17 protein-coding genes are annotated in these 14,409 nt (G+C 70.1%); 10 read left to right on the forward strand and 7 right to left on the reverse strand.

The annotated features are described in order from the left end of the window. The first annotated feature begins 18 nt into the window (after positions 1 to 18). Genes B0I32_RS31455 through B0I32_RS31465 form a run of 3 tightly spaced genes read left to right on the forward strand, consistent with a single transcriptional unit; the run spans position 19 to position 2,218 of the window. Positions 19 to 825 carry a hypothetical protein gene (locus tag B0I32_RS31455; RefSeq protein ID WP_106245972.1) on the forward strand — a complete coding sequence of 269 codons (807 nt, stop codon included), beginning with the start codon at positions 19 to 21 and terminating at the stop codon, positions 823 to 825. Beyond that, positions 822 to 1,907: a glycosyltransferase gene (locus B0I32_RS31460; protein ID WP_106245974.1), complete on the forward strand. Its 1,086-nt coding sequence runs from the start codon at positions 822 to 824 to the stop codon at positions 1,905 to 1,907. The genes B0I32_RS31455 and B0I32_RS31460 overlap by 4 nt, the downstream gene beginning before the upstream one ends. 29 nt (positions 1,908 to 1,936) lie before the next feature. Beyond that, positions 1,937 to 2,218, forward strand: a complete 282-nt coding sequence (locus tag B0I32_RS31465) for a metal-sensitive transcriptional regulator (RefSeq protein ID WP_080044376.1) — start codon at positions 1,937 to 1,939, stop codon at positions 2,216 to 2,218. Positions 2,219 to 2,723: 505 nt separating this feature from the next. Here B0I32_RS31465 and B0I32_RS57980 read toward each other — a convergent pair. Then, entirely contained in the window at positions 2,724 to 4,148 is a 1,425-nt protein-coding gene (locus B0I32_RS57980) for a hypothetical protein (protein WP_181307977.1), read from the reverse strand. A 203-nt stretch (positions 4,149 to 4,351) separates the two neighbouring features. Between B0I32_RS57980 and B0I32_RS31475 the strand changes: the two genes are divergently transcribed. Beyond that, on the forward strand, positions 4,352 to 5,116 hold the full coding sequence (locus B0I32_RS31475) for a DUF1349 domain-containing protein (protein ID WP_106245976.1): 765 nt from the start codon (positions 4,352 to 4,354) through the stop codon (positions 5,114 to 5,116). Here the strand turns inward: B0I32_RS31475 and B0I32_RS31480 are convergent. After that, positions 5,088 to 5,609, reverse strand: a complete 522-nt coding sequence (locus tag B0I32_RS31480; protein ID WP_393270217.1) for a gamma carbonic anhydrase family protein — start codon at positions 5,607 to 5,609, stop codon at positions 5,088 to 5,090. The two genes, B0I32_RS31475 and B0I32_RS31480, sit on opposite strands and share 29 nt — an antisense overlap. Before the next feature lie 150 nt (positions 5,610 to 5,759). On the opposite strand from B0I32_RS31480, the gene B0I32_RS31485 reads away from it, so the two are divergent. Then, positions 5,760 to 6,845 carry a coiled-coil domain-containing protein gene (locus B0I32_RS31485; protein WP_146178370.1) on the forward strand — a complete coding sequence of 362 codons (1,086 nt, stop codon included), beginning with the start codon at positions 5,760 to 5,762 and terminating at the stop codon, positions 6,843 to 6,845. A 209-nt stretch (positions 6,846 to 7,054) separates the two neighbouring features. Here B0I32_RS31485 and B0I32_RS31490 read toward each other — a convergent pair whose 3' ends face one another. From B0I32_RS31490 to B0I32_RS31505, 4 genes are all read right to left on the reverse strand, one after another. Next, positions 7,055 to 7,297 (reverse strand): hypothetical protein, encoded by a 243-nt coding sequence (locus B0I32_RS31490; protein ID WP_106245980.1) that lies wholly within the window; start codon positions 7,295 to 7,297, stop codon positions 7,055 to 7,057. 123 nt (positions 7,298 to 7,420) lie between these two features. Next, positions 7,421 to 8,173: a GntR family transcriptional regulator gene (locus B0I32_RS31495; RefSeq protein ID WP_106245982.1), complete on the reverse strand. Its 753-nt coding sequence runs from the start codon at positions 8,171 to 8,173 to the stop codon at positions 7,421 to 7,423. Positions 8,174 to 8,325: 152 nt separating this feature from the next. Further along, positions 8,326 to 8,868, reverse strand: a complete 543-nt coding sequence (locus B0I32_RS31500; RefSeq protein WP_106245983.1) for a VanZ family protein — start codon at positions 8,866 to 8,868, stop codon at positions 8,326 to 8,328. 56 nt (positions 8,869 to 8,924) lie between these two features. After that, the gene (locus tag B0I32_RS31505; protein WP_106246413.1) at positions 8,925 to 9,629 is read right to left on the reverse strand and encodes a dienelactone hydrolase family protein; all 705 of its coding nucleotides are present in this window, start codon (positions 9,627 to 9,629) and stop codon (positions 8,925 to 8,927) included. A gap of 155 nt (positions 9,630 to 9,784) precedes the next feature. Between B0I32_RS31505 and B0I32_RS31510 the strand changes: the two genes are divergently transcribed. The 5 genes from B0I32_RS31510 to B0I32_RS31525 are packed head-to-tail and all read left to right on the forward strand — an operon-like array spanning position 9,785 to position 13,839. Further along, on the forward strand, positions 9,785 to 11,194 hold the full coding sequence (locus B0I32_RS31510; protein WP_106245985.1) for an aldehyde dehydrogenase family protein: 1,410 nt from the start codon (positions 9,785 to 9,787) through the stop codon (positions 11,192 to 11,194). Then, a complete protein-coding gene (locus B0I32_RS31515; protein ID WP_106245987.1) occupies positions 11,187 to 11,984 on the forward strand; it encodes a 2-keto-4-pentenoate hydratase in 798 nt (265 codons plus the stop codon). The genes B0I32_RS31510 and B0I32_RS31515 overlap by 8 nt, the downstream gene beginning before the upstream one ends. Continuing rightward, positions 11,981 to 12,406, forward strand: coding sequence for a RidA family protein (locus B0I32_RS31520; RefSeq protein WP_106245988.1), 426 nt, complete (start codon positions 11,981 to 11,983; stop codon positions 12,404 to 12,406). The genes B0I32_RS31515 and B0I32_RS31520 overlap by 4 nt, the downstream gene beginning before the upstream one ends. Then, positions 12,403 to 12,525 carry a hypothetical protein gene (locus B0I32_RS61070; protein ID WP_281262631.1) on the forward strand — a complete coding sequence of 41 codons (123 nt, stop codon included), beginning with the start codon at positions 12,403 to 12,405 and terminating at the stop codon, positions 12,523 to 12,525. Before B0I32_RS31520 ends, B0I32_RS61070 begins: the two co-directional genes overlap by 4 nt. A 42-nt stretch (positions 12,526 to 12,567) precedes the next feature. After that, entirely contained in the window at positions 12,568 to 13,839 is a 1,272-nt protein-coding gene (locus B0I32_RS31525) for a kynureninase (RefSeq protein WP_106245990.1), read from the forward strand. Between the two features lie 34 nt (positions 13,840 to 13,873). On the opposite strand, the gene B0I32_RS31530 is transcribed toward B0I32_RS31525, so the two are convergent. Then, positions 13,874 to 14,407, reverse strand: coding sequence for a pyridoxamine 5'-phosphate oxidase family protein (locus tag B0I32_RS31530; protein WP_106245992.1), 534 nt, complete (start codon positions 14,405 to 14,407; stop codon positions 13,874 to 13,876). Between the last annotated feature and the right edge of the window lie 2 nt (positions 14,408 to 14,409).

Consider the following 14,409-nt stretch of genomic DNA (forward strand, 5'->3'; position numbering starts at 1 on the left):
ACGGGGAGGGGGCTCGTGATGGGCGTCGTCGTCACGGACGCCGAAGTCACCCTGGCCGACGTACTCTCCCTGCGGCTAGCCATCGACGAACCTCTGGAAGACGGCACCGAACTCGTTCTCAGGCATCGCACCACGGGGGTGGAACGCGACGTGCTGCTCGCCACTTCACGCGCTCGGGCGCGCGAGGCCACGCTGACGGTCTCACTGGAGCCGCTGGAGCTCAGCACCGGCCGCTGGGACGCCTATCTGCGCCGTGACGGCAAACGCAGCAGGCTGCGCAGCGTCGATCCCGGCTTCTCCCTCGACCACCTCGACGCGTACGCGCTGTGCCGGCGCACCCTCGCCTACCGCTCCTACCGCACCCGCAACGGCTTCCTGGCGCTGAAGATCTCCGACGCCGAACCGGTGGCCGAGGTGCGCTCCATCTGGTTCAGGGAGGGCCGGTTCGAGGTGATGGGCCTGCTGGCGTACACGGGGCTGGAGGACGACGACACCCGCCACGAGGCCACGCTGACGCTCGACCGCCGCCTGACCGGCGCCCACCTGTCGGCCACGGCCACCGTCCAGGGCGTGCGCTTCCACGCGGCCGTGTCGCTGGTGGACGTGCTGGTGGCGGCCGACCACGAGGAGGCCGAGGGCGCGGGCACGTGGGAGCCCGCGCTGGAGGTGGACGGCGTGCCCACGCCGCTGCGCCTCGGCGCCAGGCTCGACGACGTGGACGGCAAACGGCGCCGCTTGCACTATCCGTCCTCACGGGTGGACGGCGTGCTCATCAGACCCTGCTACACCGCGGACGACGAGCTGCGGATCGAGGTCGGCGGATGAAGGTCAGCCTCGTCCTCACCTCCGCGTACGCCATGCGCGGCGACGTGCGCGCCACGCTCAACCTGGCCACCGCGCTCGCGGAGCGGCACGAGGTCGAGGTCATCAGCATCCGGCGGCAGAAGGAGAAGCCGTTCTTCCCCGTCGGGCCCAAGGTGGCCATGCGCAGCGTCGTGGACGCCAGGCCGGGGGTCAGGCACCTGCTGCCGCGCGGCCAGGTCCGTACCGAGGTGGCACTGTGGCGGATGCTGCGCAACCTCAGGTGCGACGTGCTGATCACGACCAGGCCGGGGCTGGGCGTCCAGGCGGCCAGGCACGCGCCGCGCGAGACCATCAAGATCGCCCGCGAGTGGGGCAGGCCGTCGGTGCCCGGGCCCGTGCAACGCCTCTACCCGCGTCTGAACGCCGTCGTGACGGCCACGGAGTCGGCCCAGGAGGACTGGGTCAGGCTGCTCGATCTGCCGCCGGGAGACGGCGGGCCCGTCGTGCACAGCGTGCTGGACGCGCTGCCGCGCGGCCCGTGGCCGCGCTCGCGGATGGACAACAGGATCGTCGCCGCCGGTGGTCGGTGGGTGCCGGTGAAGGCGTACGACCGGCTGATCAGGGCGTTCGCGATCGTGGCCGACAAGCGCCCCGACTGGCGGCTGCGGCTGTACGGCGGCGGCCCCGAGGAGCGCCGGCTGCGTTCGCTGGTGCGCGAGCTGCACCTGCACAACCACGTCTACTTCATGGGCACCACCCCCGACCTGGCCGGCGAGTTCGCCAAGGCGTCGATCGTGGCCAACCCCTCGCGCGGCGAGGACCTCGGCATGACGGTGCTGGAGGCCATGGGGTGCGGGGTGCCGGTGGTGGCCTTCGACGGGGCCAGGGGGCCCAGGGAGTTCGTGGCGACGGGCTACAACGGGGTGCTGGTGCCCGAGTCCGAGAGCGACCAGCAGCAGTTGTTCGCCGGGGCGCTGCTGGCGCTGATCGACGACGAGCGCAGGCGGCGCTCGCTCGCGGCAGGAGCCCTGGACACCGCGGTGCGTCACTCGGCCGACGAGGTGGCCGAGCAGTGGGAGAAGCTGATCGACGGCCTCCGCTGAGCGATACCTTCTCCGGGTACCGTAGAAGCATGCATGGGTACAGCGGGGACAAACAGGCATATCTGACGCGCCTGCGACGGATCGAGGGGCAGATCAGAGGTCTGCAGCGCATGGTCGACGACGACGCCTACTGCATCGACGTGCTCACCCAGGTCTCCGCGGCGACCAGGGCTCTGCAGGCGGTGGCGCTGGGGCTGCTGGAGGAGCACATCTCCCACTGCGTGGCCGACGCGATCAACACCGGGGGCCCCGAGGCCGAGGCGAAGGTCAAGGAGGCCTCGGCGGCGATCGCCCGCCTCGTCCGCTCGTAGTTCGCCTCTCGTCCGAAAGTCGGACCGCCGGGCGATGGATTGACTAGTTATGTGAAACCCCGGAAACCGGTGTTCCCGACCCCATTGGAGCCGGGAACTAGGTCCCCGGGGCTAGTAATCGTCGGTCCTTCAGCGGCTCGCCGAAGTCCGCAATCCGAGCGCGTCGTCGAGTTCGTCCAAGGTCAGCCGCCGCTCGCTGACAGCCACGGCCGTGAGCACCTCGGCGTAGAGCGCAATCTCGTCCAACGCGACACGGTCGTGGACCCGAGAGTCCAGGTCATTGTGCCCCACCGCGTCGTCCTTCCTTCCGCAGCCCACACCCTCTACGAGGTTACGGCGGAGACTCTGCGGGCGACATGGCCCATCGGAGTCATTCCTTTCAGCGCCGCGGGGGCCCCTCGGGGATCATTTCCCGAAGCCGAGATCACAATTCAGCTAATTGACTGTTATCGGAAGTGTTAGAACGATATAGGGGAGGTAAGGTGGAAATATCGGTATTTGTGGTTTAGATGTGACCTGTGTGATGGTCGTCGCGTTCATGAACGATCTTTCGTACGAGTGCCGACTGGCTCGCCAGCCCCCGCTCGGGCACCTTGGCTCCCGTCAGCCGCCCCCACGCGAGCCCCATGGCGTAGGCCGCCCCCAGCACCGCCGCCGCGCTCGCCCGGTCGGGCGGCGCCACCTCCAGCACCGGCGCGGGCGCGACCGAGAGCCCTCCCGTACGGACCGGGAAGCCGTCGGGCTCCGTCGAGTCGGCCGCGGACGTCCCGACCCGCCCCGCGCGCGCCAGCTCCTCGTACGCCATCCGCAGCCGATGGTCCAGCCGCCCCGGCAGCAGTCGCCTGGAGTCGGACAGGTCGGCCAGGAACGTGGCCGCGGCCGCCGGCGGGTCCGGCATGAAGGACAGCGCCTCGACGAGGTCGTACACGGTGTGCGTGAAGTGCGCCTCGGGGTCGTTCTCGATGAGCAGAGCCCGGCACAGCCTGGTGGGCACGCGCTCCAGCCACGCCTCGCGCAGCCCCGCGTCGTCCCCCTGGAAGTCCCGCCGGAGTTCCGGCGACCGGCTGTGCGGGCCGGTCGGTGAGCCGTTGTCCGCGTTGTCCTGGTAGGCGCTGTGCAGGCCGCTGGTGAACTCGCCGCGGAAGTCCTCCGGCCTGGCCGTGCGCAGCATCGGCTCGACCATCGTGAGCAGCGCCAGCGCGCGCGGCCTGAACCGGGTGTCGAGCAGCAGGATCTGCGCCGCGTCCGCCATCACGGCGGCCAGCCGCAGCGCCTGCCGCGAGCGCCCGGCCCGCAGCCGTTCGGCCACGAGCGTGACGAGGTCGAGCAGCGGCGGCGCGGGCAGCCAGCGCACCCACTCGTCGCCGGGCAGGGGACGGCACAGGTATTCGCCGAACACCGTGATCAGCCGCTCGTTGCCGTCGAAGGCGGGCGCGTAGGCGCACCACATGATCGTCCCCCAGACGGCCGCCACCGTGCTGGGCACGTCGGAGGCGAAGATCTCGCCGAACGCCGTCAGCGGGTAGTCCAGCTCCGACTTGCGCCCGCTGCTCCGGAGCAGCACCCTGAGCTGCTCGGTGAGGCTCCCGGGCACGTCGGGGCCGACGAACGCCTGCGTGGAGCCGGGCTCGGCGTGGAAGTCGTAGCCCTGCGGCACCACGGCGTCGGGCAGGGTCGTCGTCGCGTGTCCCACCTGGCGCGCGCGTACGCGCCGCGCCGGCGGGGCGAGGTGCCAGCGGCCGTCGGCGGGGTCGAGCAGGTGCCAGCGCGCGTGGGCGCCGAACAGCCATCGGTCGCCATCTGGGGTCACAAGAATTCTGGCCGCCAGGACGTGGGCGCGATCGGGCACGGAAAGGCGCTGCCAACGTGGGTCCGCGACCATGGCACGGACCTCCGCCTCCGTGGCGGTGAACGCATCCCAGGGTGGCACGGCGGTCATCGTACTGGTGGTACTCGGATCATCCATCGGCTTTTCACGGCACAATGTCCGCTATGAGGGCGAAGGTAGCAGGGTTGTCGGTGGTCGTTTGTGTGCTCTCCGGTTGCGGTACCGCAGCGGCGCCGCAGCCGACGCTCACGGGCCCCGGCATCCTCACGCTACAGAACGCCTCTCCGCCGGCGCCCGGCGGGGAGGTGGGTGAGGCCTCCACGGAGTTCGACGACGCCGCCGACCTGTCGGCGTGGACCAAGCTCAGCGAGACCGAGAAGGACGTCGACCGCATCGGCAAGTACGACGTGAACAAGACCGTGAAGGGCTCGATGTACCTGGAGCCCAAGACCTCGGCCTGGTTCGACGGCTTCCGCGGGCCCTTCGTCTACCAGGATCTGGCCGGCGACATCGTCATGCACGCCCGGATCAAGGTCACGGGTAAGAGCGGCAGCGGATGGCCGAAGCGCAAGTTCTCGCTCGGCGGGCTGATGGCCCGCCAGCCCGGCTCGTACGCCAAGCCCAACTGGGTGTCGGTCGCCGTGGGCACGGGCGAGAAGAGCGGCCAGGTCGAGGTGAAGTACACCCAGGACGGCAGCTCCAAGCCGCAGGAACTCGCGGTGAAGAGCGGCTGGGTCGAGCTCACGCTGGCCAGGGTGGGCCGTGTCTTCGTCGCGCTCTACAAGGAGGACGGCGGCAAGTGGAAGGTGGGCCGGCGCTGGCCGTCCACCCTGCCCGACGTGCTCCAATGGGGGGTGACGGCCTACACCGACTGGGACAGCTACAGCCTGCTCAAGAAGGACGCCACCAAGGGCAACGCCAAGCAGGTCACGGGCACGCCCGACCTCAAGCTCACGGTCGACTTCGTCCGCTTCCTGCGGCCCGAGCTGCCCGAGTACGCCGATCCGCTCAACGCCGCCTCGGTGCCGGACGAGGTGCTCATCAAAGCGATGACGCCTGCCGGTGCCTGATCGCCTTGGCCATGTAGGTGTCCGGGGTCCCGGCGAAGGACTCGCGGTCGTCGTCGGTGAGCTCGCGCACGATCTTGCCGGGCACGCCGGCGACCAGCACGCCCGAGGGGATCTTCTTGCCGGGGCCGACGAGCGCTCCGGCGGCCACGAGCGTGCCCGCCCCGATCCTGGCGCCGCCGAGCACGATGGCGCCGATGCCGATCAGCGCGCCCGACTCGATGTGGGCGCCGTGGACCATGGCCTTGTGGCCCAGGCTCACGCGGTCCTCCAGGATCGCGGGCTCACCCGGGTCGGAGTGGAGGCAGGACAGATCCTGTACGTTGCACTCCTCGCCGATCTCGATCCGCTCGCCGTCCCCCCGGAGAACGGAGCCGTACCAGATGCTGGATGCCCGGCCCACGCGTACGTCGCCGACCACGACGACGCCGTGGGCTATGTACGCATCGGGGTGTATGTCGGGCACTGCTCCGTTGTCCAACGCTGCTATGTACATTCGAGACATCGTAATTCCAGCTCGGGGTATGGCGTTCGGGTTGCGGACGTGGGCAGATGGCAGGAAAGTCGTTTCCTGACGTCCCGTTGCCAGACCCTCACAACCCGCAGTTTTCCCCCGCCTCACGCAAACCACCCTTAGGTAACCCCCATGACACACCAGCACGAGAGCATTCCCGATCTGATGCAAGAGGACACGTTCGAGGTCGTGATGCGCGGCTACAACCGCCGCCAGGTCCACGACTACATGATGCGAACCCGTAACCAGATAAGGGACCTGGAAGAGCGGCTGGCACGGGCCATCGAGCAGGCCGAGCAGGGCCGGATCGAGCTGGCCGAGGCCCGCCGGCGCATGGTCGAGACGCCGCAGAGCTACGAGGACCTGAGCCCCCGGCTCGCGCAGATCCTCCGGCTAGGCGAGGAGGAGGCCGCGGCCAAGCGCGAGGACGCCGAGGCCGAGGCCACCAGCGTGCGCGAGTCCGCCAAGGCCGAGTCCGAACGGCTCCTCAGCACCTCGCGCGAGACCGCCGACAAGATCCTCACCTCCGCGCAGGCCGAGGCGGAGCGGCGGGTGAGCGAGGCCACCCAGGCGGCCGAGAACATGCTCGCCCAGGCGGGCAGCGACGCGGAGGAGCAGCTGACCTCCGCCCGCACCGAGGCCGACGAGACGCTGAAGGGGGCCAGGGCCGAGGCCGAGCGGCTGGTCACGGGCGCGCGGACCGAGGCCGACCAGACCATCACGAGTGCCAGGACCGAGGCGGAGCAGGCCGTCGCGAGCGCCAACGCGCAGGCCGAGCAGACCGTGCAGTCCGCCAACGCCCAGGCCGAGCAGATCGTCTCCGGCGCGCGCGCCGAGGCCGACTCCATGCTGGAGCAGGCGCGCCAGCGCACCGCCGCGCTGGACGAGCAGGCCGGGCGGCGGGTCGACTACCTGAGCAACACGCACTCCGAGGTCGTGCGCCGGCTCACCGAGGTCAGCGCGGTGCTCGGCGACCTGATGCGGGCGGAGGCGAACGCCGGCCCGCTGGTCCCCGACGCGATCGCGCCGCCGGCCGGCCAGGGCGCGGAGGACGCTCCAAGCGCTCAGGAGGACGTACGCGTGGTCCTCGACCCCGAGGAGACGGTTGAGGTCGTCGTCGACAAGGACGCGGCCGAGCAGCGGTCTCAGGGCCGGGAAGAGGGCATCTCGGACGATACGGACGTCAATATCGCCCGGCTGTCAGAGGCGCACAAGTAGGCGACAAGTCGGCACACAAGCAAGCCGCGAGCAGGCCCGAGCAGATCCGGCGAGCGGTCGTAAGCGGAAGCCCCCGCCCCCGATAGGGTCGGAGGCTTCCGCGTTCGTGGCCCCTCCTGTTTGGGGGCCCGGTACCGGGGCCGCCGAGACGCTGAACCCGGCACCGGGCTGCTCGTGTGCGCGGGCCGGGGAACGCTCCACGGCCCGCGTCATGGAGGTGCGGGGCCGGCCCGCCACGTCTGGTGCTCACCGGCCCGCCTCTCCTGGTCCCGGAGATGGTCGCGCAGTCCCTCCGGGTCGTCCGCGTCGATGGTCATCGCACATCCGGCGTCGCGCTGCGCCACGCTGAGCGGATGGTGTCTCGTGGCCCACCAGCGGCCCGCGTCGCTCCGCCAGACGGTCCAGTGGGGGTAGTCCCGGGCAATGTCGGCAAGATGTCGGTCAAAGGACATCTCCGTCCGCCTTTCCCGGGCCCCAGGCGAGGTTCCATCTCCCTACAAGATGCGCCACCTCTCTAGAGAATTTCTATGATCGTGACGGACAGGTCAACCTATCGCTTGACAGATCCCCTTGAATTACGCGTCGAAGTCGTACTGGAGTACATACGCCGCCGAGTCGAGCACCATCTCGTTGAGCTCGATCGGCAGCCCTCCCGACGTGTACGCGGTCCGCGAGATGACGATCACGGGCGTGCCGCCGGGCAGGTCGAGCAGCCCGCTCTCGCGCGGTCCCGGCATGCGGGCGCGTACCTCCTCGGTGAAGTGCACGGGGGGCAGGCCCAGGTCGCCCAGCCGGGCGTAGACGCCGCCCGGGCCGGTGTCCGCGAGGGTGATCGCGCTTCCCTCGACCAGGTGGGCGGGGAAGGAGGACGTGGCCAGCTGCACGGGTCTGGCGTCGACCGAGTAGCGCCGCCGCCGGACCCACACCTCGCCGCTCTGGAGGACCGCGGCCACCTCCTCGGTGGCGCGCTCCAGCACCACCTCCACCCGGTCGACGGTGAACGGCCTGCCGCGCGCGTCGGCGTCCCAGATGGCCCGTCCCTGACCCCACTGCTCTCGTGACAGGCGGCGCGAGCCGTGCCTGCGGATCGGTTTGAACAGCCGCACGTAAACCCCCGAGCCTCGTTTGGGCACCGCCAGCCCTTCGTTGATCAGTACGGCAAGCGCCTGCCTGGCGGTGGCTCGTGCGATTGCGTATTCGGCCATCAGCGCGTTCTCGCCCGGTAGTCGGTCCCCGTCGCGCAGTTCGCCGGACAGAATCCGGGCGCGGAGGCCGTCGGCGATGCGTCGATAGATAGGGGGCTCGTGGGGTACCGGGGATTCAGACAACTTTGATCACCCTCTGTCACCGACCGGGTAGTGGCGTCTCCAGAGAACTTGCCCCGTCTTGTCCACGATCGCACAGATGCAGGGCTTGGTCGCGGGCTGATTTTGAGAGGATCGTGCCCGTGTGGTGAATTCCGCGATGTTTTAGCGGACCGTTAGCGTGGAACGGTCCCAGCCGGTATTCGATCGGCCCACCAGCGGCGAGTAACCAAAGAGAAGATCACGGCGCCGGCCGTATTGAGGATGACGTCGTCCACGGAGGAGAAACGACCCAGTCGCAGCACGTACTGGAGCACCTCGACCAGGACCGAAAATGCCGCCGCGACGGCCGCAACACGGGCGGGAGAGGACATCGCCGCGCTGCGCACCGGCAGCAGCGCGCCCAGCGCGGCGAAAACCAGCAGGTTGCCTCCGACCTGCACCGACACCGCTTCCCACGGTGCCGTCAGCAGGTCCGCGAGGTCGGCGAAGGGGACGAGCCCGACTCCTCCCCGGCCGTCCGAGGGCGTGAGGATCATCCAGATCCAGGGCGCGGTCCCGGCCACGATGCCGACGTCGGCGATCGCGGTGCGCAGGGCCGCGGGACGGCCGGCGCGAGCGCGGTGGCGGTGGAGAACCAAGATTGCTAGCAACGCGACAGGGAGTGCAAACGTACCAGCAATAATGACGTTTCCCCACAATTCCCACGTCCGCGCCATCCGACCATCATGGCGATTGATCTAGGGGTACCGGAAGATGTCCATCTGGACAGGTCTCACCGGGCGGGCAGATGCTCGCCGAGGAAGGCCATGGCGACCCCCCACGTACGCTCCGCCGCCTCCGGCCGGTAGAACATCGGCGCCTCGCTGTTGTGGAAGGCGTGCCCGGCCTCCTCCTCCACATGCATGATCACGTTCGGCCGGGACTCGGCGGCCTTCTCGACCACGGCCACCCGCTCGCGGGCGATGAAGGGGTCGTCGCCGCCGAAGACCAGCAGCAGCGGCGCCTGGATGCGCTCCATCATGCCGGTCCCCTCGGGCACGGCCGAGCCGTAGAACGACAGCACCGCGCCCAGCTCGACCTGGGTGGCCAGCATGTACGCGATCGAGCCGCCCAGGCAGAAGCCGACCGCGCCGACGCCGCCGCGCACCTCGGGCAGCGCGCCCAGATGGGCGACCGTGAGCGCGCAGTCGGCCACGCCCTGGGCGAAGTCGAACCCCTCGGCCAGCGCGATCGAGGTCTGAGTGCCCTCCGGCGTGTGCTCGCCGATCCAGTGCGGCTGCAACCGCCAGAACAGATCGGGCGCGGCCACCACGTAACCGCGCGCGGCCAGGTCGGCGGCGACCTTCTCGATGTACGGGCCGACGCCGTAGATCTCCTGGACGAGGAGGATCCCCGGGCCGCTCCCGCCGTCGGGCAGCCACACGCGTACGTCGAAGGAGCCGTCATGGGCGGCGATTCTGTCTGTTCGGATCTGCATGTTCACCAGCATCGCTCATAGCGCGCCGCGCGATCCGGCGAGACGATGCGATCAGAGGTTCCGTGTCCCCGGGACGCTCCAAGGTCCACGAGCCGCACGTCGATCCGGACCGGTCGATCCAGACCGGGAGGCGAGGGAGAGATGAGGAGAGTGCTGTGCTGACCCATTTCATCGGCGGCGAGCCGGTGGCCGCGGGCAAGGTGTTCCCCGTGCACGACCCGGTGACGGGCGCGGTGGTCAGGCAGGCGCACGAGGCCGACCCCGAGGTCGTCGACCGGGCGGTGCGCGCGGCCAGGGAGGCGGCCCGCGACTGGGCCGGGCTGCCCGTCGGCGAGCGCGCCGGGTGGATGCGGCGCCTGGCCGAGGGCATCGAGGCGCGCTTCGACGACCTGGTGGCCGCGGAGATCGCCGACACGGGCAAGTCGTTCGACCAGACCCGCACGCTGGACATCCCGCGCGGCATCGCGAACTTCCGCGCGTTCGCCGAGATCGCGGCCCAGCGTCCCGACGACGCCTTCCACCTGTCCGGAACGCTCAGCTACACCGTACGCAGGCCGCTCGGCGTGGTCGGCGTGATCGTGCCGTGGAACCTGCCGTTCCTGCTCATGACCTGGAAGCTCGCCCCCGCCCTCGTCTCGGGCAACACCGTGGTGGTCAAGCCGTCGGAGCAGACGCCCGGCTCGGCGGCGGTGTTCGCCGAGATCTGCGCCGACACCGGGCTGCCGCCGGGCGTGGTCAACATCATCTTCGGGCACGGCCCGGTCGGGCAGCTGCTGGTGGAGCATCCCGGCGTGGACGGGTTGACGTTCACCGGGTCCACCCGGACCGGCACGGCGATCATGATCACGGCGGCCGAGCGGGTCAAGCCGATCTCGTTCGAGCTGGGCGGCAAGAACGCCGGGCTGATCTTCGAGGACTGCGATCTCGACCGGGCGGTCGAGGGCGCGGTGAAGTCGGTCTTCACCAACGGCGGCCAGGTCTGCCTGTGCACCGAGCGGCTCTACGTGCAACGCTCGATCTTCGAGGAGTTCTGCGCCCGGCTGGCCGTGCGCGCCCAGGAGGTCGAGCTGCAGCCGATGATCTCGGCCGAACATCGCGACAAGGTGCTCTCGTACTACGCCCTGGCCCGCTCGGAGGGAGCCAAGGTGCTGGCGGGAGGCGGCGTCCCCCTGTTCGGCGACCACCGCGATTCCGGATATTTCGTGGAACCGACGGTAGTGACAGGCTTGTCGGAGTGGTCAAGGTTCAACAGGGAGGAGATCTTCGGTCCCGTGTGTCACGTCGCCCCCTTCGACAGCGAGGCCGAGGCGATCGACCTGGCCAACGGCAGCGACTACGGCCTGGCCGCCACGCTGTGGACCACCAACCTCGACCGCGCCCACCGGGTGGCGCAGCGCCTGGAGGCGGGGCTCGTCTGGGTGAACACCTGGTACCTGCGCGACCTGCGGACGCCGTTCGGCGGCGTGAAGCTGTCGGGCATCGGCCGGGAGGGCGGCACCCGGTCACTCGACTTCTACTCCGAACCCACCACGATCACCATCAAACTGGAGCAGTCCGATGCATGACGAATGGTCCCAGGCAGTCAACGCGCACGCCCAGGCCGCCGACCGGCTGGCCGAGGCAGCACTCTCCGGCAAGCCCTGTGCGCCGATCAGGGACCTGGTCAGCACCGCCGCCGACGCGTACGCCGTACAGGAGATCGGCACGAAGCGGGCGCTGGCCGAAGGGCGGCGGCTGATCGGCCGGAAGATCGGCGTCACCAACCCGCTGCTGCAGCAGCAGTTCGGCATCGACCAGCCCGACTTCGGCATGCTGTTCGCGGACATGTACCACCGCGACGGGCTGCCGATCCCGCTGGAGCCGTTCCTGCAGCCCAAGGCCGAGGCGGAGGTCGCGCTGGTGCTCGGCGCCGACCTGGAGGGCGGCCCCTTCACGGTGGCCGACGTGATCAGGGCGGTCGACTTCGCGCTGCCGGCCATCGAGATCGCCGACTCCAGGATCGCCGACTGGGACATCACGCTGGCCGACACCGTCGCCGACAACGCCTCGGCCGGCGCGTTCGTGCTGGGCAGCACGCCGACCTCGCTCATGGGGCTGGACCTGCGGGCGGCCGGGATGACGATGACGCGCGGCGGCGAGGAGGTCTCGACCGGGTCGGGCGAGTCGTGCCTGGGCCACCCGCTCAACGCCGCCGTCTGGCTGGCCGACCGGCTCGGCCGCACCGGCTACGCGCTGCGGGCCGGCGACGTCGTGCTGACCGGCGCGCTCGGCCCCGTCGTGCCGGTCGGTCCAGGAGACGTGTTCGAGGCGCGCGTCGAGGGGTTGGGATCGGTGCGGGCGGTGTTCGGGAAGTGAGGCCCAAGGCCATCCGCGTTCCGGGCAAGGCCGCGCCGCGAGGCAGGTTCCCGCACGTCAAGAGGGCGGGTGACTTCCTGTACATCTCCGGTACGAGCTGCCGGCGCCTCGACGACACGTTCGTGGGCGTGGAGGTGGACAAGCACGGCACGACGAACCTCGACATCCGCGCCCAGACCCGCGCGGTCATCGAGAACGTCGGCGACATCCTCAAGGCCGCGGGCGGCTCACTGGCCGACCTCGTGCAGATCACCACATACCTGGTGAACATGAACGACTTCAGGGGCTACAACGAGGTCTACGCGGAGTTCTTCGACGAGGAGGGACCCACCAGGGCCACGGTCGCGGTGCACCAGTTGCCGCACCCCCACCTCCTCATCGAGATGCAGGCCGTGGCCTACCATCCGCTGGAGCGATCGTGATCGTCCCCATCGACTTGCCGGCGGGCGGCCTGATCAGGCGGGCCGGCTTCCCGTCCGGTCCGGCCCGCGCGAAGCTGCTCGGGGGTAACGCGGAGGTGTTCCTCGGTCAGGTCCCATAATGGCGTAAATAGGGTGAAATTCACTATTTCGTCAGGACAGGAGTGGCCGTGGACCGCGACCAGTGTCTCGCCCTCGACGCCTCGGACCCGCTGCGGGCCCTCAAGGACGAGTTCGTGCTGCCGGACGGCGTGATCTACCTCGTCGGCAACTCGCTCGGCGCGCTGCCCCGGCGCACGCCCGAGCGGATGCGGCAGGCGGTCGAGGACGAGTGGGGCGCGCAGCTCGTCGGCGGCTGGAACCACGCCGGCTGGTACGACCAGCCGCTGACCACCGGCGACCGGCTGGCCCCCCTGATCGGCGCCGGGCCGGGGCAGGTCGTGGTGGGCAACACCACCTCGATCGCGATCTTCCAGGCGGTGGCGGCGGCGCTGAGGCTGCGCCCGGACCGCCGGGTGATCGTCTCCGAGGTGCGGAACTTCCCCACCGACCACTACATCGTGCAGGGGCTGACCCGGCTGCTGGGCGGCGGGCAGGACCGTTACGAGGTGCGCGACCTGGCCGAGCGGCGTTTCGAGGACGCGGCCGTGGTGCTGCTGTCGGAGGTGGACTACCGCACCGGCGCCCGGCGCGACATGCGCTCGATCACGGCCGAGGCGCACGCGGCGGGGGCGCTCATCGTCTGGGACCTGTGCCACAGCGTGGGCGCCATGGAGGTGAACGTCTCGGGCGACGGCTTCGCTGGGGCCGCCGCCGCTGAGGCCGATCGCGGGGGTGCCGACTTCGCCGGTGCCGACTTCGCGGTTGGATGTACCTACAAGTACCTGAACGCCGGTCCTGGCGCGCCCGCGTTCCTCTACGTCGACCCGCGCCACCAGGCCACCGCCGAGAACGTGCTGTCCGGCTGGCACGGCCACGCCGAGCCGTTCGCGTTCGAGGAGGACTTCCGGCCGGCCGAGGGCATCAGGCGGTTCGCGGTGAGCACCCCGCACGTGCTGTCGTTCGCCGCCCTTGAGGCCACGCTGGACATCTGGGAACGGGTGGACCTGGCCCAGGTGCGGGCCAAGAGCATGGCGCTGACCTCGCTCTTCATCGACCTGGTCGGCGACGCGCTGGAGCTGGTCTCGCCGGCCGACCCCACGGAGAGGGGCAGCCAGGTCAGCCTGCGCCACCCCGACGGCTATCCGGTGATGCGGGCGCTGATCGACCGGGGTGTGCACGGAGACTTCCGCGCGCCCGACATCCTCAGGTTCGGCTTCGCGCCGCTCTACATCGGTTACGCCGACGTGCACGACGCCGCCACGACCCTGCTGGAGGTGCTGGACAAGGAGCTCTGGCGCGACCCCGCCTACGCCACCCGCCTGGCCGTCACCTGAGGTCTCCTGACACGTGTCCGGGCGGTGGCGGCCGTCAGCGCCACAGGTAGCGCGTCTGGGACGACCGTTTCCCGTCGGCGAAGGCGAACGCCTTGTCCGGCTGGACCCGGTAGAGCTGGACGGCTCCGGCCCGGACGCGGTCGCCCAGCTGGTACCAGGTCCCGTCGTCGCGGGTGAACTGCCAGCCGTAGGACTGCTCGAACGCGGCCGCCGCGGCGTGCCGGGTGTCCGGGTCGGTGACCAGGCTCGCGGTGCCTTCGATGACGTAGTTGGTGCTGGTCAGGGTGTCGGTTCCGCTGGTCAGCGCGCAGTGCTGGTTGGCGCTGAGGTTTTTGGCCTTCTGCTCGTTCTCGCCGGTGATGAACCACATCGCGCCGAACGCCCAGATCGCCACGAGTGGTGTCACGTGCGGGCGGCCGTCCCGGCGCACCGTGCAGAGCTGGAACTTCTGGATCCGGCGCAGCGCCCACTCCGTCTCCTCCCACGGCGTCGGAGTGGCATCCGGCGCGGAGAAGGGGCCGAGGACGGTCTGCGGCACGGCCGGGTCGCCGGTGGTGGGCGTGGACATGA

This window comes from Nonomuraea fuscirosea (assembly GCF_003001935.1).
Taxonomy (GTDB): domain Bacteria; phylum Actinomycetota; class Actinomycetes; order Streptosporangiales; family Streptosporangiaceae; genus Nonomuraea; species Nonomuraea fuscirosea.